Origin of the sequence: Streptosporangium sp. NBC_01755 (assembly GCF_035917995.1) — a bacterium.
GTDB lineage: Bacteria > Actinomycetota > Actinomycetes > Streptosporangiales > Streptosporangiaceae > Streptosporangium.
Map to the genome: position 1 here is coordinate 5925663 of NZ_CP109131.1, position 14146 is coordinate 5939808.

Sequence of the window (14146 nt, forward strand, 5' to 3'; positions counted from 1 at the left end):
CATCCCGAATGCCCGACCCGAAGCACATTCGTCTGGCCGTCGACATCGGCGGCACCTTCGTCGACGCGATGGAGCTGAACACCCGCACTCATGAGGTGCGTTTCAGGAAGGCCTCGACCACCCCGGCCCGTCCCTGGGAGGGCGTGCTCGACGCGGTCACCGCGCTCGGCACCGACCTGTCGGAGGTGGAGCTGTTCATCCACGGCACCACCCTGGGCCTCAACGCGGTCCTGGAACGGCGCGGCGAGCCGACGGGGATCATCACCAACGACGGCTTCCGCGACATCTTCCTGATCGGCCGGGGCAACGTGCCCGCCGACCACATGTACGACTTCCAGTACGAGCGCCCCGAGAGCCTGGTGCGGCGCCGCCACACCGTGGGGGTGCGGGGACGGCTCGACCATCGGGGCCGTGTGGTCGAGGAACTCGACGCCGAGGGCGTCAGGGAGGCGGCCCGCGTCCTGGTCGAGGAGGAGGGCGTGGTGTCGATCGCCGTCTGCTTCCTGCACTCCTTCCTCGACCCCTCCCACGAGCGCCAGGCCGCCCGGATCATCCGCGAGGCGTACCCGCAGGTGACGGTCTCGCTCTCCACCGACATCGTCAGGGAGTACCGCGAGTACGAGCGGACCAGCACGACGGTCCTCGACGCCTACATCCGGCCGATCTTCGAGAGGTACGTCGACAGGCTGGAGCACGGGCTGGCCGAGCGCGGGTTCGGCGGACGGTTCCTGATCATGCGGTCCGGCGGCGGCTCCATGACGTCGTCCGTGGCCAAGACCTCCCCGACGCACACCGTGCTGTCGGGCCCGGCGGGCGGCATCGTCGGCGCGGCGCACCTCGCCGCCGCCCTCGGCCGCCGGGATCTTCTCACCTTCGACATCGGCGGCACCTCGCTGGACGCGTGCGTGATCGAGCACGGGTCCCCGGTGGCCGCCTACGAGGCGCAGCTGGAGCACTTTCCGCTGCTGATCCCCACTTACGACATTCGCACGATAGGGGCCGGAGGGGGCTCGATCGCGTGGTTGGAGAGGGGATTGCTCAAGGTGGGTCCGCACAGCGCGGGTGCCGACCCCGGCCCGGTGTGTTACGGCCGGGGCGGCACCCGCCCCACTGTCACCGACGCGGCGGTGGTCCTCGGCTACGTGGACCCGGGCCGTTTCCTGGCCGGGACGATGGACCTGCACGCCGACGCCGCACGCGCGGCGCTCGACGAGCAGGTGGCCCGGCCCCTCGGACTGAGCCCGGAGGCCGCCGCGGCGGGCGTCTTCGACGTGCTGCTGGCCAAGACCGTCGGCGCGGTCCGGCAGATCACCGTCGAGCGGGGGCACGACCCCCGGGGTTTCTCACTGCTCGCCTTCGGTGGGGCCGGACCGCTGCTCGCCCCGCTGCTCGCCGCGGAGATGGGCATCGGCGAGGTCATCGTGCCGTTCGCGCCGTCAGGTTTCTCCGCCTGGGGCATGCTCAGCGCCGACATCGTCGACGACTTCTCCCGTACGGTGATGGCCACCCTGGACGACGCCGACCTCGACGAGCTGGAGACGGTCTTCAAGGGCATCGAGGCCGAGGCCGTCGACTCCCTGGAGGCGCAGCTGGTCGCGGCCGAGCACATGGTCCTGGAGCGCCAGTTCGAGCTGCGCTACCTGGGACAGGAGCACTCGCTCATCGTCACCACCGGCCGCGACCTCGACCGGGACGCGATCAGGCGGGCGTTCGAGGAGACCCACGTGGCGCGCTACGGCCACGCCATGGACAACCGGCTGCAGATCCTCAATCTGCGGGTGCGCGGCGTCGGCCGCACCGACCGGCCGGAGTTGGTGGTGCGCCCACCGGGCGACGGCGACGCGGGCCGGGCGCTGTTCGCCCGCAGGGACGCCTACGACTTCGGTACCCGCGCCACGGCGTCGTTCGCCGTCTACGACCGCGCGTTGCTGGAGCCGGGCGACGCGTTCGACGGACCCGCGCTGGTCGACGAGGGCACCTCGACCACCGTGGTCCCCTCGGGGCAGCGGGTCGAGGTCGACGAGCACGGTTATCTGCTGGTCAGGATTGTGGAGGCGTCGTCATGACCGAGCGACTGGGCGAGAAACTTGACGGGGCGACCGCCGAGGTGGTGCGCAGCTACCTGCTCGCCGCGGCGGAGGAGATGCGGGCCACGCTGATCCGTACGTCGTTCAACCCGGTCATCTACGAGGTCCACGACTTCGGCATGTCGATGTACGACGCCGACCTGCGGCTGATCGCCGAGGCCACCGGCCTCACCTTCTTCCTCGGCGCCAACGACTTCTCACTGCGCAAGGGTGTGGAGTACGTGGGGCGGGAGAACCTGCGTCCGGGTGATGTGGTGCTGCTGAACTATCCGTATTGGAACGCGGCACACTCCTACGACGCGACGTTGTTCTCGCCGGTGTTCCTGGGGTCGGAGCTGGTGGGTTTTCTGTGTGTGCGGGCTCACTGGATGGATCTGGGGGCCAAGGATCCGGGGTATGTGCTGGATTCCACGGACATGCATCAGGAGGGGATCATCTTTCCCGGGACGAAGGTGTTCTCGGGGGGTGAGCCGAACCGGGAGATCATCGAGTTGATCCGGTTCAACTCGCGGATGCCGGATCTGGTGATCGGTGATCTGAACGCGCAGGTCGCCGCGTTGCGCACCGGAGAACGCCGGTTCCTGGAGATCCTGGAGAAGTTCGGCCGCCCGACGGTGCAGGCCGCCGTCGGGCGGATGATCGAGGACGGCGAGGCGCGCACCCGTGCCGCCCTCGCCGAACTGCCGCAGGGCTCGTGGACCGCGGTCGACTGGGTCGACGACGACGGCATCACCGAGGACCCGGTCCGCATGCAGGTCACCGTCACCATCGCCGACGGCACGTTCACCGTCGACTTCGACGGTTCCGCACCGGCCACGCCCGGTCCCATCAACATGCCGTTCGGCGCCACCGAGGCGATCTGCAAGGTCGTCCTCAAGTCGCTCACCTCGCCCGACGAGCCGTCCAACTTCGGCACGACCGTCCCCCTTCGGGTGCGGGCCGAGCCCGGCACGCTCTTCCACGCCGTCTACCCGCAGCCGACGTTCACCCTGTGGACCGGCATCGTCGCGGTCGAGCTCATCCTGAAGGCGCTGGCGCAGGGCATGCCGGACAGGCTGCCCGCCTCCTCGGGAGGGGACGTGCCGGGGTTCATGATGGTCGGGATCCATCCGGAGACCGGGCAGATGTTCGCGGTCAGCAACAACGACCCGGTCGGCTGGGGCGCCACCCCCTCCCACGACGGGATGAACGCCGCCACCCACGTCTCGGGCAGTACCGGGAGGATCACCCCGATCGAGGTCCTGGAGGCGCGGACCGGGATGTTCTTCGAGCGGATGGAGATGCGTGAGGACTCCGGCGGTGCCGGGCGGTTCCGCGGTGGGGTGGGGTTGCGGAGGGACATCCGTTTCGTCACCCCGGGGGAGTTCCTGTCGGTCATCAAGAAGACGCGGTCGCGGCCGTGGGCGCTGGAGGGCGGGCTGGAGCCCGAGCCCAACCAGGTGGTGGTCTTTCCCGACACCGAGCGCGAGCATCGGGTCAGTACCAAGCGGACCAAGGTGCGGGTCGGTGACCGGATCAGGTTGCTGACCGCCGGTGGTGGCGGGCACGGGGACCCGTGCGAGCGAGACCCCGGACTGGTCCGCCGCGACGTCGCCGAGGGCTATGTCTCTCCCGACGCCGCCCGCAGGATCTACGGGATCGACGATGTCTGAGACGATGTCTGAGACGGTGTCCGAGACGGTGTCCGAGTGGTCCGGTACGGCTCTGCCACGGGTGGACGGCGCGACGGTCGAGGTGGTGCGCAGCCATCTCACCTCGGCCGCCGAGGAGATGCGGGCCACGCTCGTGCGCACCGCCTTCAACCCGGTCATCTACGAGGTCTTCGACTTCGGCATCTCCGTCTACGATTCGGGCCTGCGCCTGGTCGCCGAGTCGACGGGGCTGAGCCGCTTCCTCGGCGCCAACGACTACTCCATCCGCAAGGGTGTGGAGTACGTGGGGCGGGAGAACCTGCGTCCGGGTGATGTGGTGCTGCTGAACTATCCGTATTGGAACGCGGCACACTCCTACGACGCGACGTTGTTCTCGCCGGTGTTCCTGGGGTCGGAGCTGGTGGGTTTTCTGTGTGTGCGGGCTCACTGGATGGATCTGGGGGCCAAGGATCCGGGGTATGTGCTGGATTCCACGGACATGCACCAGGAGGGGATCATCTTTCCCGGGACGAAGGTGTTCTCGGGGGGTGAGCCGAACCGGGAGATCATCGAGTTGATCCGGTTCAACTCGCGGATGCCGGATCTGGTGATCGGTGATCTGAACGCGCAGGTCGCCGCGTTGCGCACCGGAGAACGCCGTGTCCAGGAGCTGTACGCCCGCTACGGCAGGGCGGTCGTCGACTCCGTCGTCGAGACCGTGATCGAGGGCGCCGCCGAGTCCGCCGCAGAGGCCGTCGCCCGCCTCCCGCAGGGCTCGTGGACCGCCGTCGACTGGCTGGACGACGACGGCATCACCGAGGACCCGATCCGGATGCGGGTCACCGTCACCATCGCCGACGGCACGTTCACCGTCGACTTCGCCGGATCGTCGGGCGCGACCGAGGGGCCGGTCAACCTACCGTTCGGCGCGACCATCGCGACCTGCCGGGTCGCGTTCAAGGCGATCACCACGCCCACCGAGCAGACCAACGCCGGGCACTTCGCCCCCCTGCGGGTGCGGGCCGAGCCCGGCACGCTCTTCCACGCCGTCTACCCGGCGGCGACCTTCACCCAGTGGACCGGGACGGTCGCCCTGGAACTGATCTACAAGGCGCTGGCGCAGGGCATGCCGGACCGGCTGCCCGCCTCCTCGGGAGGGGACGTGCCGGGGTTCATGATGGTCGGGATCCACCCGGAGACCGGGCAGATGTTCGCGGTCAGCAACAACGACCCGGTCGGCTGGGGCGCCACCCCCTCCCACGACGGCATGAACGCCGCCAACCACCTGTGCCAGACCCAGGCCCGCAACACCCCCGTCGAGGTCCTGGAGGCGCGGACCGGGATGTTCTTCGAGCGGATGGAGATGCGTGAGGACTCCGGCGGTGCCGGGCGGTTCCGCGGTGGGGTGGGGTTGCGGAGGGACATCCGTTTCGTCACCCCGGGGGAGTTCCTGTCGGTCATCAAGAAGACGCGGTCGCGGCCGTGGGCGCTGGAGGGCGGGCTGGAGCCCGAGCCCAACCAGGTGGTGGTCTTTCCCGACACCGAGCGCGAGCATCGGGTCAGTACCAAGCGGACCAAGGTGCGGGTCGGTGACCGGATCAGGTTGCTGACCGCCGGTGGTGGCGGGCACGGGGACCCGTGCGAGCGAGACCCCGAACTGGTCCGCCGCGACGTCGCCGAGGGCTATGTCTCTCCCGACGCCGCCCGCAGGATCTACCGGATCGAGGCCGTCCGATGAACGACGTGGTCATCGTCAACTGCACGGTCACCGACGCCCGCGCCGGCGGCGCTCCGTCGGGCGAGGCGCCGGCCGAGGCACCGGCCGAGGCTCCACGGAGCGCCGAGGGGCGGATCACGGATGCGGCGGTGTGGATCCGGGACGACCGGATCGCGGCCGTGGGCCCCCGCGAGCAGGTCCTGGAACGGGTGGGGGAGGCGCAGCGACTTGATCTAGGCGGCGCCTACCTCACCCCCGGCCTGGTCAACATGCACACCCACCTGTCCCTGTCGCTGCCGGGCCAGGGAGGCGACAACGTCAAGAACATGACGGCGCACGAACTCGTCCTCTACATGGCCGACGGTGCCCGCCGTACCCTGCACTGCGGGGTCACCACGGTGCGGTGCGTGGCCGAGAAGGACCACGCCGACTTCGCGCTGCGCCGGGCCATCGAGTCGGGCAGGGCGAGCGGGCCGCGCGTCTTCACGGCGGGCCAGGCCCTGGTCTGCACCGGCGGCCACGGCCACGAGGCGAGCGACACTATGGAGTGCGACGGAGTCGACGGGTTCCGGCGCGGGGTGCGTACCCAGGTCAAGGCGGGTGCCGACCTCATCAAGATCATGATCTCCGGTGGCATCGCCGGAGAGCACGAGGACATCGACACCCCGCAGCTGTTCTCCGACGAGATGGCGGCGGCGCTGCAGACCGCGCATGCCTGGGGCCGGAAGGTCACCGCGCACGCGGGGCCGGCGGCGGTGATCGCCGAGGCCGTCGAGCTGGGCCTCGACTGCGTGGAGCACGGCTATCAGCTCACCCCCGAGGTCGCGAAGAGAATGGCCGAGCGCGGCACGGCCCTGGTGCCGACGCTGCTCGTCACCCGCTGCAAGGAGTTCTTCGACGAGCTCGGGGTGCCGGAGTGGATGCAGTGCCGCTCGCTCGGCGCCGGCCCCCGGCATCTGGAGAGCTACGCCATGGCCCTCGACGCCGGGGTGGACGTCCTGCTGGGCAGTGACATGCCGCCGTTCTGGGACTTCGAGGGGACCAACGCCTCGGTACGCGAGCTGGAGTGCATGTCCGAGGGAGGTCTCGGCCCGGCGGGAGCGCTGTATGCGGGCACGCTCGGCCCGGTGCGCTGGCTCGGCGCCGACGCCGACCTCGGCACCGTCGAGGTCGGCAAGTACGCGGACCTCATCGCCATGGACGCGGACCCGCTCGCGGACACCTCGGCCTTTCGCGGGGTCCGCTGGGTGATGAAGGGCGGCCGGGTCGTCCGCGACGACCGGTCGGGATGGGAGAGGCAGTGAACGCGGTTTTCCCGGGGTCTGAAGACCGGGGCATCTGGGTGAAGTACTGGTGAACGGTCCGGTGAACGGTGCTGTGAACGACACGGAGGCCGCCGCGATCGCGGCTGGCATCGACGACATGTACGACGCCTTCCTCGCGGCGGACCGCCGCCGATTCGACAGTCACCTGCACGCCGAGGTGACCACCTGGGAGACGCACCTGCCGGGACCACTGCGGACCCGGTCGGAACTCGACGCCTACCGCAACGAGAGGGACGGCTCGGGTGCCCGTCCCGAACTCGACAGGCTGGCGGCCGAGGACAAGCGGATCGACGTGTGGGGCGACGCCGGGGTGGCGCGTTACGTGCTCGTCGCCGAGGCGTCGGGCGAACCCGCGCAGTACAGCCGGGTGACCGACGTGCTGCGCAGGACCGGCGACGACTGGCTCATCGTGCACCACCACTCCGAACTGCTCGTGCCATGAGCGAGGGCACGGGCGAGGGCACGGGCGAGGGCACGGGCGAGGGAATGGGCGAGCAAGGAGCAGGCATGAACGACGACGGTGACATGGAGCTGTACGACCTGCGGGTCGTGGTCGACCGCATCGAGGGCAGATCCGTCTGCGGCATGGAGGTGGGCGACCACTTCACACTGGAGCGGAGCGCGCACCTGCGGCTCCCCGACGGCAGGCACTTCTGCGTCTACGCGCTCGCCTCGGTCCTGCCGTTCCTCGCCGCAAAGCAGCGTGACCTCGCCGAGGGCGACTGGCTGGCGCAGGACTCCCTGTTCTGCTGCCCCGACCCGGAGGAGCGGCTGGTGATGCGGGTCGAGCGGACCCGCCGCCGCCGGATGAACTCCGCCGACCTGACCTGAGGGGATCCACGTCGACATCCTCCCCGCGGCCGAAGCCCGGGGATTCCGAAGAAACCCCTCGCTGTTTCCTCCCCACGCCTCAGGGCGGGGGTCTCCACCTCAAGGAGATGTGATGAGCACCGCCGAGATCGGCCTCGGTCTGCAGAGCGACAAGCGGGCCGGTGACTACGCCCGGCTCGCGCGCCGCGCGGAGGAGCACGGCTTCGACGTGCTGAGCGTGTTCGGCGACCTGATGTACCAGCCGCCGATCTTCCCGCTGCTGGAGATGGCCGCCGCCACCGAGAGGGTGCGGCTCGGCGCGGCCTGCCTCAACCCGTACTCGGCGGCGCCGTACGAGATCGCCGGGCAGCTCGCCGCCCTCGACCTGGCCTCGCACGGTCGTGCCTACCTGGGCCTGGCGCGCGGCACCTGGCTCGGCGCCGTGGGCATCGCCCAGCCCCGGCCGCTGACCGCGCTGGCGGAGACCGTCGAGGTGGTCTACCGGCTGCTGGCCGGCGACGCCGGAGGGTTCGAGGGGGAGATGTTCCGCCTGGCGCCGGGCACCCGGCTGCGCTACCCCGTGCACCGCACCCGGCCGCCGCTGCTGCTCGGCGCCTGGGGGCCGAAGGGCGCGGCGCTGGCCGGGCGGATCGCCGACGAGATCAAGGTGGGCGGCAGCGCGAACCCGGCGATGGTCGGGGTGATCCGCGAGCGGGTCGCGGCCGGGGCGACGGCGGCCGGACGTGACCCGGGCCAGGTGGGCGTCGTCCTGGGCGCGGTGACGGTCGTGGACACGGACGGCGCCGCGGCCAGGGCCAGGGCGCGCAGCGAGGTCGCCATGTACCTCGCGGTGGTCGCCGACCTCGACCCGACCGTGGAGATCCCCGCCGACCTGCTCGGCCGGGTCAAGGAGCTGGTCGACGCCGGGCGGGACGAGGCCGCCGGACGGCTGATCCCCGACGATCTGCTCGACCTGTTCGCCTTCTCCGGCGACCCGGAGCAGGTCGCCGCGCAGGCTCAGGCGCTGATCGACGCGGGCGCGCACCGGGTGGAGTTCGGCACGCCGCACGGCCTCACCGACGACCGTGGCGTGGAACTGCTGGGCACCGAGGTGCTGCCGCTGCTGAACCGCTCACCGAAGGGAGCGGCGTAGGTGTTCCGGCCCGCGGATCCGACCGACCGCGATAGGCAAGGGATCCAAGGGGGCAGGGCCTGACCGCGGTGCCTTCGGGTGACGCTCCGTCATCCTGAAACCGGATCCCCGAAGAACCTTCCATCCGCAAAGCGCACTGCCCGAATCGTCTCGTACTACTAATTTCACTAGAGTTCAGCATGAGTGAACATTGGCGGGGAAGAAGGAGACGATGTGACGAGCAAGCGCGCCGACGTGTTCGGCGAAGACGGCGAGTTCGGCGAGCGGGCGGCGCTGGCGGCCGACGCCGAGGACTCGGCCTGCCGCCGCGAGGACTTCCTCCTCCCGCCCGCCCCCGCCTCCTGCCGATACCCCGAGGTCGCCTACTTCGCGGGCAACTCGCTCGGCCTCCAGCCCCGCGCCGTCCGCGCCGCGCTCTCCGCCGAGCTGGACGACTGGGCGCTGCACGCGGTCGAGGGGCACCACCGGGCGGCGCACCCCTGGCTGCCCTACCACGCCGAACTGCGCGAGGACGCCGCCGCGCTGGTGGGCGCGGCCCCGGAGGAGACCGTGGTGATGAACTCCCTCACGGTCAACCTGCACCTGATGATGGCCACCTTCTACCGCCCGGCGGGCGAGCGCACCCGCATCGTCATCGAGGACCACGCCTTCTCCTCGGACAGCTACGCGGTGCGCAGTCAGGCGGTCCACCACGGCCTCGACCCCGACGAGACGGTGGTCCGGCTGCGCCCCCGCCCCGGCGAGGACTGCCTGCGCACCGAGGACATCGTGGACTACCTGGCCCGCGAGGGACACCGGGTGGCGCTCGTGCTCCTCGGCGGGGTCAACTACCTGACCGGAGAGTTCCTCGACATCCCCGCCGTCACCGCCGCCGGGCACGCGGCCGGATGCGTCGTCGGCTGGGACCTCGCGCACGCCGCGGGGAACGTGCCGCTCGCGCTGCACGACTGGGACGTGGACTTCGCGGCCTGGTGCTCGTACAAGTACCTCAACGCCGGTCCCGGCGCCGTCGCGGGCTGCTTCGTGCACCGGCGCCACGTGACCGACCCCGAACTGCCCCGGCTGGCCGGGTGGTGGAGCACCGAGCAGGCGACCCGCTTCGAGATGCGGCCCGAACTCGTCCCCGTCCCCACCGCCGACGCCTGGCAGATCTCCAACCCGCCGATCCTCGCCATGGCCCCGGTCAGGGTCTCGCTGCGGATGTTCGCCGAGACCGGGATGGCGGCGCTGAGGGAGCGGAGCCTGGCGCTCACAGGCTACCTGGAGCGGCTGCTCACCGAGGTCGTCCGCGACCGCCCCCTGGAGATCGTCACGCCCGCCGACCCGGCCAGGCGTGGAGCGCAGCTCTCCCTGCGGGTGACCGGGGGCCCCGACACCGCTGACGCCGCCACCCTCGCCACCCGGCTGCACGAGGTGCACGGCGTCCTCGCCGACGTGCGGCGCCCGGACGTCATCCGGCTGGCCCCCGTGCCGATGTACTCCACGTTCCACGACTGCTGGCGGGCGGCCGCCGCGCTCGCCGAGGAGGTGAACCCGGCATGAGCTCCCGTGGCGAGGTCGCCGTGGTCGGCGCCGGACTGGTCGGCTGCCTGACGGCCTGCTACCTGGCCCGCCGAGGCTACGAGGTCACCCTGTACGAGCGCAGGCCCGACCCGCGCCAGGCCACTCCGGAGCGCGGGCGCTCGATCAACCTGGCGATCTCCGAGCGGGGGATCGACGCGCTGCGCAGGATCGGTCTGGACGAGGCGGTGCTGAAGGCCGCGCTGCCGATGCCGGGCCGGATGATGCACGCCCCGGACGGCACGCTCAGCTTCCAGCCGTACAGCGCGGGAGGGCAGCGGGCGATCAACTCCATCAGCCGCGCCGAGCTCAACCGCACGCTGCTGGAGGCGGCCCTCGCCATGCCCGGGGTCCGCGCCCTCTTCGAGCACCGGCTGACCGGGCTCGACGTCGACTCGGGGCGGATGGACTTCGACACGCCCGCGGGGCCGGTCACCCACGGCGCCCCGGTCGTGCTCGGCGCCGACGGGGCCTACAGCGCGGTACGCGGACGGCTGCAGCTGCTGCCCGGCTTCGACTTCAGCCAGGACTACCTCGACTACGGCTACAAGGAGCTGACGATCCCGGCGCGCGACGGCGGGTTCGCCCTCGACCCCGGCGCGCTGCACATCTGGCCGCGCGGCAGGGCCATGATGATCGCGCTGCCCAACCCGGACAGGTCCTTCACCTGCACGCTGTTCTGGCCCAAGTCGGGGCCCGGCAGCTTCGAGGAACTGGACACCGCGGAGCGGTTCGAGGAGTTCTTCGCCGCCCACTACGCCGACGCCCGCGCGCTCATGCCCGACCTCGCCGGAGACTACGCCCACAACCCGATCGGGCACCTGGTCACCGTGCGGGCCCGCCCATGGCAGGTGCGCGGCGCCGGCGCCGTGGTCGGTCTGCTCGGCGACGCCGCCCACGCCATCGTCCCCTTCTACGGCCAGGGCGCCAACTGCGGCTTCGAGGACTGCGTGGAGCTCGACCGCTGCCTGCAGGAGACCGGAGACGACTTCCCCGAGGCCCTCGCCCGGTACGGCGCCCGTCGCAAGGAACACGCCGACACCATCGCCGAACTCGCGCTCGCGAACTTCGTCGAGATGCGCGACAAGGTCGCCTCCCGGTCGTTCCTGCTACAGAAACGGGTCGAGCACGGCCTGGAACGGCTGCTGCCCGGCCGCTACACCTCGCGCTACGAGCTCGTCTCGTTCACCACCATGCCGTACGCCGAGATCCAGCCCCGCATCTCCCGCCAGCGCCGGGCGGTCGCCGCGGGGGCGCTCGGCGCGCTGGCCGCGGCCGCACTGGCGGCGTCGGCGATCCGCGCCCTACGCCGCCACTGACCGCGGCGGCGCGGGACGCGGACGGTCAGAACAATCGAGGGGTCACCACGGATACGACGGTGGTGACCCGGTCGGTGTCGTTGCGGGGTGCGGACGGTCAGAACAATCGAGGGGTCACCACGGATACGACGGTGGTGACCCGGTCGGTGTCGTTGAACATGCTGTGCGGGACCGTCGACCTCAGATGGACGCTGTCGCCCGGATGCAACCGGTGCTCGACGCCGTCGACCTCGTACAGCAGCTCGCCCTCCAGCACGAAGGCGAACTCCTCCCCGGCGTGACCGTAGGAGTCCTCACGCTTGCCGCCGGGTGCGATGTGCACCAGCAGCGGTTCGAGCACCAGGTTCGGCCCCCTGGCCGAGAGCATGCGGTAGGTCTGCTGGCCCGAGATGTACTCGGTGGCGGCCGTCGCGGAGCGGGTGAGCGTGAAGTGGCTCGGCAGCGGGGAGACCGGCGGCTGCCTCTCCTCGGTCTCCTCCGGCGGCACGTCGTTGAAGAACTCCGCCACGCTCCGGTCGAGCGCGGTGGCCACGCTGTTGAGCGCGGTCAGGCCGATGGAGGAGATGCCCCGCTCGACCTGGGAGAGGAACCCGATTGAGAGCCCGGAGTGGGTGGCGAGACCACGCAGTGTCAGACCGCGCTCCTTGCGGAACTGCCGCATCCGGGCTCCGACGGCGTCTTGGCGGTCCGGCTCCTCACCGCCATGACGCTCCGATGTGCCCACCTACGGCTCCCTCCGTCAAGCGGCGCGGCCGCCTGTTCGCTCTAGCTAAACATATTTCATAGCAAGAGTCGTCCTTCGTCAAAAGGGAGGGGGAAATGGCAGACGGTTATGTGTACGACGGCGCGGTTTCAGTGGCTCCGCTTGAGTATCGCGTTCGCGAGCGCGTCGGCGGCATCGCCGAGCCGGCGGCCCACCGCGTCGAGTGGGCCGGGCGGGAGGTTGTTACGATCGGCCGGTGCCGAAGGAGGGGGGCGGAGGGTGGGCGAGCGCCCGTACGTGCTGCTGAGCTGCGCGATGTCCGTCGACGGCTACATCGACGACCGCACGCCGCAACGGCTCCTGCTCTCCAACGACGAGGACCTCGACCGGGTCGACGCGGTCCGCGCCGGCTGCGACGCGATCCTGGTCGGGGCGGGAACCGTCCGCCGCGACGACCCCAGGCTCCTGGTCAGGTCGCCGGGGCGCCGGCGGGAGCGGGTCGCGCGCGGCCTGCCGCCGTCTCCCGCGAAGGTGACGCTGACCGCCACGGGGGACCTCGACCCGGCAGCCGCCTTCTTCACCGCCGGTGACGCGGAGAAGATCGTGTACGCCGCGGCACCGGCCCTGGCGAAACTCACCGGCCGCCTCGCGGGGGCCGCGGAGGTGGTCGACGCGGGAGAGCCGATCGATCTCGGCCGCGTCCTCGCCGACCTGTACGGGCGGGGGGTGCGCCGCCTGATGGTCGAGGGCGGCACCTCCGTCCACACGCGCTTCCTGCGCGAGGACCTCGCGGACGAGCTCCACCTCGTCGTCGCCCCGTTCTTCGTCGGGGACTCCGCCGCCCCGCGTTTCGTCCTGGACGGGGACTTTCCCCACGACCGCCACCGCAGAATGGACCTGGCGGAGGTCCGCAGGATGGGCGACGTCACCCTGCTGCGCTACCTGCTGGCCTGACACGCACCGTCTACCGGGGAGGTCCGGATGAACGACCGCGACTGGCTGGGGCTGGCGTGTGACCTGGCGAGGCTGTGCCCGCCCTCGGAGACGGCCTTCTCCGTCGGCGCCGTGATCGTCTCCGAGGACGGCGAGGAGATCTCCCGTGGATACTCGCGGGAGGGCGACCCCCACGTCCACGCGGAGGAGTCGGCGCTCGGCAAGATCTCCCCGGACGACCCCGGATTGACCGGGGCCACGGTCTACAGCAGCCTGGAGCCGTGCAGCGCGCGCAGGTCGCGTCCCAGGACCTGCACCCGGCTGATCCTGGACAGCGGTGTTCGGCGGGTGGTGCTGGCGTGGCGCGAGCCGCTGCTCTTCGTCGACTGCCACGGGGCCGAGGAACTCGCGGCGGCCGGGGTGACCGTGCTGGAGATCCCCGAGTTGGCGGACCGTGCCCGCGAGCCCAACGCCCATCTCCTCCCAGGTGCCCCTGAGATGCCCGGCACTCCTGAGACTCCCGGCGCTCCCGGCTGACCGGACCTCTCCCGCGCCCCGCCTCGGGGGACCTCGCCGTCGCCGCGACCCGCTCGCCACCCGACAGTGAGGGCGGGTAATCGGCAAGCCAGGCGTTCCCGGCCGGCTTCCCCGGCCCTCGTCTCGCGCGGGACCTCGCCGCGACCCGCTCGCCACCCGGCAACGAGGGCAGGTAATCCTCAAAATAATTACTTATAGTGATAAAAGCGATCAGTCGATGCTCTTAACTATGTCTATGTCCGATTTTTCGGTTTAAGGAGCGCCGCTCTCGGTAGTCACTAGATATCGAACGAGGGGTCCGGCTCCATGAGATTTCTTGGAAAAAACACGATATTTCGTGATTTAGCGGCCGTTCTGCCGGTGGCTGGCGT

The 14146-nt window shown here is 70.7% G+C and carries 11 protein-coding genes and 1 pseudogene; 11 read left to right on the top strand and 1 reads right to left on the bottom strand.

What is annotated here, in order from left to right; genetic code table 11:
• Positions 1 to 8: 8 nt before the first annotated feature.
• The 9 genes and pseudogenes from OG884_RS28230 to OG884_RS28270 form a co-directional block, all read left to right on the top strand.
• Positions 9 to 2066 carry a hydantoinase/oxoprolinase family protein gene (locus OG884_RS28230; RefSeq protein ID WP_326637840.1) on the top strand — a complete coding sequence of 686 codons (2058 nt, stop codon included), beginning with the start codon at positions 9 to 11 and terminating at the stop codon, positions 2064 to 2066.
• Entirely contained in the window at positions 2063 to 3739 is a 1677-nt protein-coding gene (locus OG884_RS28235) for a hydantoinase B/oxoprolinase family protein (RefSeq protein WP_326637842.1), read from the top strand. The genes OG884_RS28230 and OG884_RS28235 overlap by 4 nt, the downstream gene beginning before the upstream one ends.
• Positions 3732 to 5456 (top strand): hydantoinase B/oxoprolinase family protein, encoded by a 1725-nt coding sequence (locus OG884_RS28240; protein ID WP_326637844.1) that lies wholly within the window; start codon positions 3732 to 3734, stop codon positions 5454 to 5456. Before OG884_RS28235 ends, OG884_RS28240 begins: the two co-directional genes overlap by 8 nt.
• Entirely contained in the window at positions 5453 to 6739 is a 1287-nt protein-coding gene (locus OG884_RS28245) for an amidohydrolase family protein (protein WP_326637846.1), read from the top strand. The genes OG884_RS28240 and OG884_RS28245 overlap by 4 nt, the downstream gene beginning before the upstream one ends.
• A gap of 73 nt (positions 6740 to 6812) precedes the next feature.
• Complete coding sequence (locus tag OG884_RS28250) at positions 6813 to 7202, top strand: nuclear transport factor 2 family protein (RefSeq protein ID WP_326637847.1); 390 nt, start codon at positions 6813 to 6815, stop codon at positions 7200 to 7202.
• A gap of 65 nt (positions 7203 to 7267) precedes the next feature.
• The gene (locus tag OG884_RS28255) at positions 7268 to 7591 is read left to right on the top strand and encodes a TIGR04076 family protein (RefSeq protein ID WP_326637849.1); all 324 of its coding nucleotides are present in this window, start codon (positions 7268 to 7270) and stop codon (positions 7589 to 7591) included.
• A 112-nt stretch (positions 7592 to 7703) separates the two neighbouring features.
• Positions 7704 to 8723, top strand: a complete 1020-nt coding sequence (locus OG884_RS28260; protein WP_326637851.1) for an LLM class flavin-dependent oxidoreductase — start codon at positions 7704 to 7706, stop codon at positions 8721 to 8723.
• Positions 8724 to 8936: 213 nt separating this feature from the next.
• On the top strand, positions 8937 to 10265 hold the full coding sequence (kynU, locus tag OG884_RS28265; RefSeq protein WP_326637853.1) for a kynureninase: 1329 nt from the start codon (positions 8937 to 8939) through the stop codon (positions 10263 to 10265).
• Positions 10196 to 11602: pseudogene (locus OG884_RS28270) on the top strand (FAD-dependent oxidoreductase); the annotation flags it as partial. The gene kynU and the pseudogene OG884_RS28270, both read left to right, overlap by 70 nt.
• Before the next feature lie 97 nt (positions 11603 to 11699).
• On the opposite strand, the gene OG884_RS28275 reads toward OG884_RS28270, so the two are convergent.
• Complete coding sequence (locus tag OG884_RS28275) at positions 11700 to 12326, bottom strand: helix-turn-helix domain-containing protein (RefSeq protein ID WP_326637855.1); 627 nt, start codon at positions 12324 to 12326, stop codon at positions 11700 to 11702.
• Positions 12327 to 12584: 258 nt separating this feature from the next.
• Here OG884_RS28275 and OG884_RS28280 point away from each other — a divergent pair, with 258 nt between their 5' ends.
• Together OG884_RS28280 and OG884_RS28285 are read left to right on the top strand one after the other, a co-directional pair.
• Positions 12585 to 13259 carry a RibD family protein gene (locus OG884_RS28280; protein WP_326637856.1) on the top strand — a complete coding sequence of 225 codons (675 nt, stop codon included), beginning with the start codon at positions 12585 to 12587 and terminating at the stop codon, positions 13257 to 13259.
• A gap of 27 nt (positions 13260 to 13286) precedes the next feature.
• A complete protein-coding gene (locus tag OG884_RS28285; protein ID WP_326637858.1) occupies positions 13287 to 13775 on the top strand; it encodes a dCMP deaminase in 489 nt (162 codons plus the stop codon).
• Positions 13776 to 14146: the final 371 nt, after the last annotated feature.

Coding starts and splice junctions, on each gene's coding strand:
- OG884_RS28230 (WP_326637840.1), top strand. CDS start 9: ATGCCCGACCCGAAGCACATTCGTCTGGCCGTCGACATCGGCGGCACC.
- OG884_RS28235 (WP_326637842.1), top strand. CDS start 2,063: ATGACCGAGCGACTGGGCGAGAAACTTGACGGGGCGACCGCCGAGGTG.
- OG884_RS28240 (WP_326637844.1), top strand. CDS start 3,732: ATGTCTGAGACGATGTCTGAGACGGTGTCCGAGACGGTGTCCGAGTGG.
- OG884_RS28245 (WP_326637846.1), top strand. CDS start 5,453: ATGAACGACGTGGTCATCGTCAACTGCACGGTCACCGACGCCCGCGCC.
- OG884_RS28255 (WP_326637849.1), top strand. CDS start 7,268: ATGAACGACGACGGTGACATGGAGCTGTACGACCTGCGGGTCGTGGTC.
- OG884_RS28260 (WP_326637851.1), top strand. CDS start 7,704: ATGAGCACCGCCGAGATCGGCCTCGGTCTGCAGAGCGACAAGCGGGCC.
- OG884_RS28285 (WP_326637858.1), top strand. CDS start 13,287: ATGAACGACCGCGACTGGCTGGGGCTGGCGTGTGACCTGGCGAGGCTG.